3 protein-coding genes and 2 pseudogenes are annotated in these 3,047 nt (G+C 38.2%); 3 read left to right on the top strand and 2 right to left on the bottom strand.

The genetic code is table 11. The features are described from left to right. Window positions 1-429, bottom strand: a pseudogene (locus P5683_RS23790) (ATPase); the annotation flags it as partial. 213 nt (window positions 430-642) lie between these two features. On the opposite strand from P5683_RS23790, the gene P5683_RS23785 reads away from it, so the two are divergent. From P5683_RS23785 to P5683_RS23775, 3 genes are all read left to right on the top strand, one after another. After that, window positions 643-870, top strand: a complete 228-nt coding sequence (locus P5683_RS23785) for a hypothetical protein (protein ID WP_315641120.1) — start codon at window positions 643-645, stop codon at window positions 868-870. A gap of 197 nt (window positions 871-1,067) precedes the next feature. Beyond that, the gene (locus P5683_RS23780) at window positions 1,068-2,432 is read left to right on the top strand and encodes a hypothetical protein (RefSeq protein ID WP_046321160.1); all 1,365 of its coding nucleotides are present in this window, start codon (window positions 1,068-1,070) and stop codon (window positions 2,430-2,432) included. A 131-nt stretch (window positions 2,433-2,563) separates the two neighbouring features. Further along, window positions 2,564-2,782 carry a UPF0175 family protein gene (locus P5683_RS23775; protein ID WP_046321162.1) on the top strand — a complete coding sequence of 73 codons (219 nt, stop codon included), beginning with the start codon at window positions 2,564-2,566 and terminating at the stop codon, window positions 2,780-2,782. A 75-nt stretch (window positions 2,783-2,857) separates the two neighbouring features. Here P5683_RS23775 and P5683_RS23770 read toward each other — a convergent pair. Further along, window positions 2,858-3,047: pseudogene (locus P5683_RS23770) on the bottom strand (hypothetical protein); the annotation flags it as partial.

The following is a 3,047-nucleotide window of genomic DNA, read 5'->3' as shown; positions in this document are numbered from 1 at the left end:
AATGGGTGAGGGATTTTGGGTGGGGGAAGAGTCAGGAGAAGAGTTAGGGGAAGAGGGCGATCGGTGTTTCAGATTTTCTTCATATTGCCTGCTTTCTCCACAAATATTTATATGGTTACTAATTTTACTTTTAACAATCTGTGAAGATTTACCATAATTATAAATAATAGATATCGCTTTTCGTTCTAAAACAGAGCGAGAATTTGCCTTATGAATCTCTTCTCCCAATATTGCCGATAGAGTCTGCCATAATTCCCCAGCAATATTTTTAATATGAGACTTACTGCGATGGCACTTTTTAGCAATATCCTCATATTTGAACCCTTGCCAAGCGCCTTCTAGGATAGCGGTTTGCACAGAATCAAGGTGTTTCTCTGTTTTGGCAAATATAATGTCATCTGCCCACTGTATCAGTTCTTCAGTAGTCATAGATTTCTTTGGGGTTGAAGTCTTGGTTTCAGCTTTTCTTAATTTATCATACTTTTTCGTACTTTTCCGTACCTTAGCAAATAGGGTATAGATAAATTGATAAAAAACTTTACAAAACTCATGACTTTACCGTACCTTTTAGGGGTTGTAACATCCAGAATTATCTTATACAATCAAAAAAATATTTTCATCAACTAGACTTGGAGAGAAACTATGCAAAAGCTAATGGCATTTTTTTCGGCATCAATATTAATGGTTGTTTTGTTTTTCAGCAGTGTTGTCCCTGTATGGGCTAGTGCATCTTTTAACCCAATACATAATGTTGATATCAATCAGGGATATACGTCAAATTCACAGTACGATCAAATTCAAAAACATTTAATTGTTGAGAAGTTGGTTTGCCGATACGTTGATGGTCAAAAAAGATGTTGGAACGAATAGTTTAATCCCTTGAATCTAAGGGTTTAGCCGTCAATTAAAATTTTGCCCCGATTTTTATGCTGATTATATCATAATCGGAGCAAGATTTTAATTTTACCAATAACTTTCAAAAAACAATAAAAATTCATGGAAAAAACAACCATTAATATCCCATCACAAAAATCGAAATTTTAGTTGTATAGTAATCAATAAAAATCATGGCATTACTTAACTTTTTTGCTCCAAAAATATCTCAAAAAACCCCGAAAATTACCGATGAGGATATGGTGCGGATAGTTTGGGAGTTCAAGAAGTCCTTACCATCTCTTCCTGAAAACCCTGAAATATTAGAGGAAATCAGCTTTGATAAGGTAGTGAGTTATTTAAAAAGCGATCGCCCCAATAATCCCAATCTAACACAAGCAGCGATCGTTCGCCAAAAACATCCCGAAGGCACTTTTTTAGCCCTCGTATTTTTGGACGAAAATAACCATTTAATTTATCTGCCCAGTGGTGTTCCTTCAGGACGGCAGATCGTTGCCAAAAAGCTGAATAAAAAATTAAGTCAGTTTTTGGGCGATCGCGATTTCAGTCTGGTTGACTTAAAACAAACATCCCACGTCGTCAAAGCGATTAAGATAGTTAGTTTCATTATTTGGACTACGGTGATTTTACTGGTGTTAATCCCATTACTGGGACGTTTGATTATGGCTCAAGCTTTAGCTGCTGAATTAAATCCTCCTCCCTCACTGGAAATCATGCCAAATATGGTAGCATTTGTGGGTTCAGAGGACCAAAAAGCTTTTGATCAAGCTTGTCAGACAGCCTATAAAGAGGCTCAAGAATATGCCAAACAGGAATTAGATAAATGGAAAGATGAATTAATTAACCGCATAGATACAGATTTTCTGAACTGGTATTTTAGTTACTTTAATCAGAAAAAACAAGAAATTAACACTCTTTTTCAATTTGCAGGCCAAAATATTATCAATGGATTCAATCAGTATAGAGTTAACGAACAAATTAAAAATAGCGTAAATGATAATCTTCAAAGAGAATTTTATCGGCGCGTTGTTAGTCCAGAATCTGTCGAAAGTGAATTTAAGACAATTGTGCTTGATACTACTGAATTGTATCTAAAACTACTATCGCGTCAACTAAAAGATTTTGACATAGACAACAAGGATGATCAAAATGCTGAATCAGAGTGGCATCAAAATTTAAAGGAAATCAAAGCCAGATTAGAAAATGAACAAGGAGAGGAATCATTGCCAGTAGTAGTTATTGGTGGCATGGCAACCACTAAACTTTTAGGAAATTTAGCAGCTAAAATGGGTAGTAAAGCGGCCGCCACGGTGATTTCTAGTCAATTGGCCGCGATGATCGATCCTCTCGTCGGTTTTGGATTGCTTGCCTTCGATTATTGGGATTATCGTAATGGAGTTGAACAAAATAAGCAGCGTTTGCGTTGCGATTTAGTTAAATCTCTAGATCAACTCGAAAATACTCTTTTAAAGAATCCTAAATTTGGTGTGATGTCGGCGGTGAATGAATTAGAGAAAAAAATAAAAAATAGTCTCTAACGCGGATGGCGTGACTGTATTTGTCACCAATGCCGTATCCTGGTATGGGGAAGATGTACAAACCGATCGCTTTCTTTATTCGATGCTCAAGTTAGGGCGATCGCTCACCACAGACAAGAAACCGGGTTTCTGTGTTTGTCGCCTCCAGAGGAGTTTCTCCCATTTCAGGTTTGCCGGTTCCAGATTTGGCAGCTATCTATTGGTATCAAAAAAGTAAAATTCCTCACGACAAAGCCGCGCAAATAGCTGGTTTAAATCGTCGCGACTTGCTGAAGGCTTTAACCCGCGAAAAAGTAGATATATTTGCGATCGACTTTAATCACCTACAAAGGGAACTTGAGCGTGAGTAATTCCTAGCATGGTTGCTGCTCAAGGGGGAACTATGTCTATAAATATTTAAAGTAGATGTTGTGCGATCGCTTCTTTTATAGTTCCTCTGGATCTAAACCCAGCGCGCGCAACCTTTCCGCCAGACGTTCTGCCCTCTGGCGTTCGGCCTCAGCCTTTTGGCGTTCTGCCTCAGCAAGCTGTTGAGCTTGTTCGGCTTTTTGGCGTTCGGCCTCAGCAAGCTGTTGAGCTTGTTCGGCTTTTTGGCGTTCGGCCTCTTCCGGTAAC

The sequence above is a fragment of the Limnospira sp. PMC 1279.21 genome (assembly GCF_032349615.1).
Classification (GTDB): Bacteria; Cyanobacteriota; Cyanobacteriia; order Cyanobacteriales; family Microcoleaceae; genus Limnospira; species Limnospira fusiformis.
The sequence above is the reverse complement of the archived record's forward strand: the minus strand, read 5'-3'. Positions and strand labels throughout refer to the sequence as shown.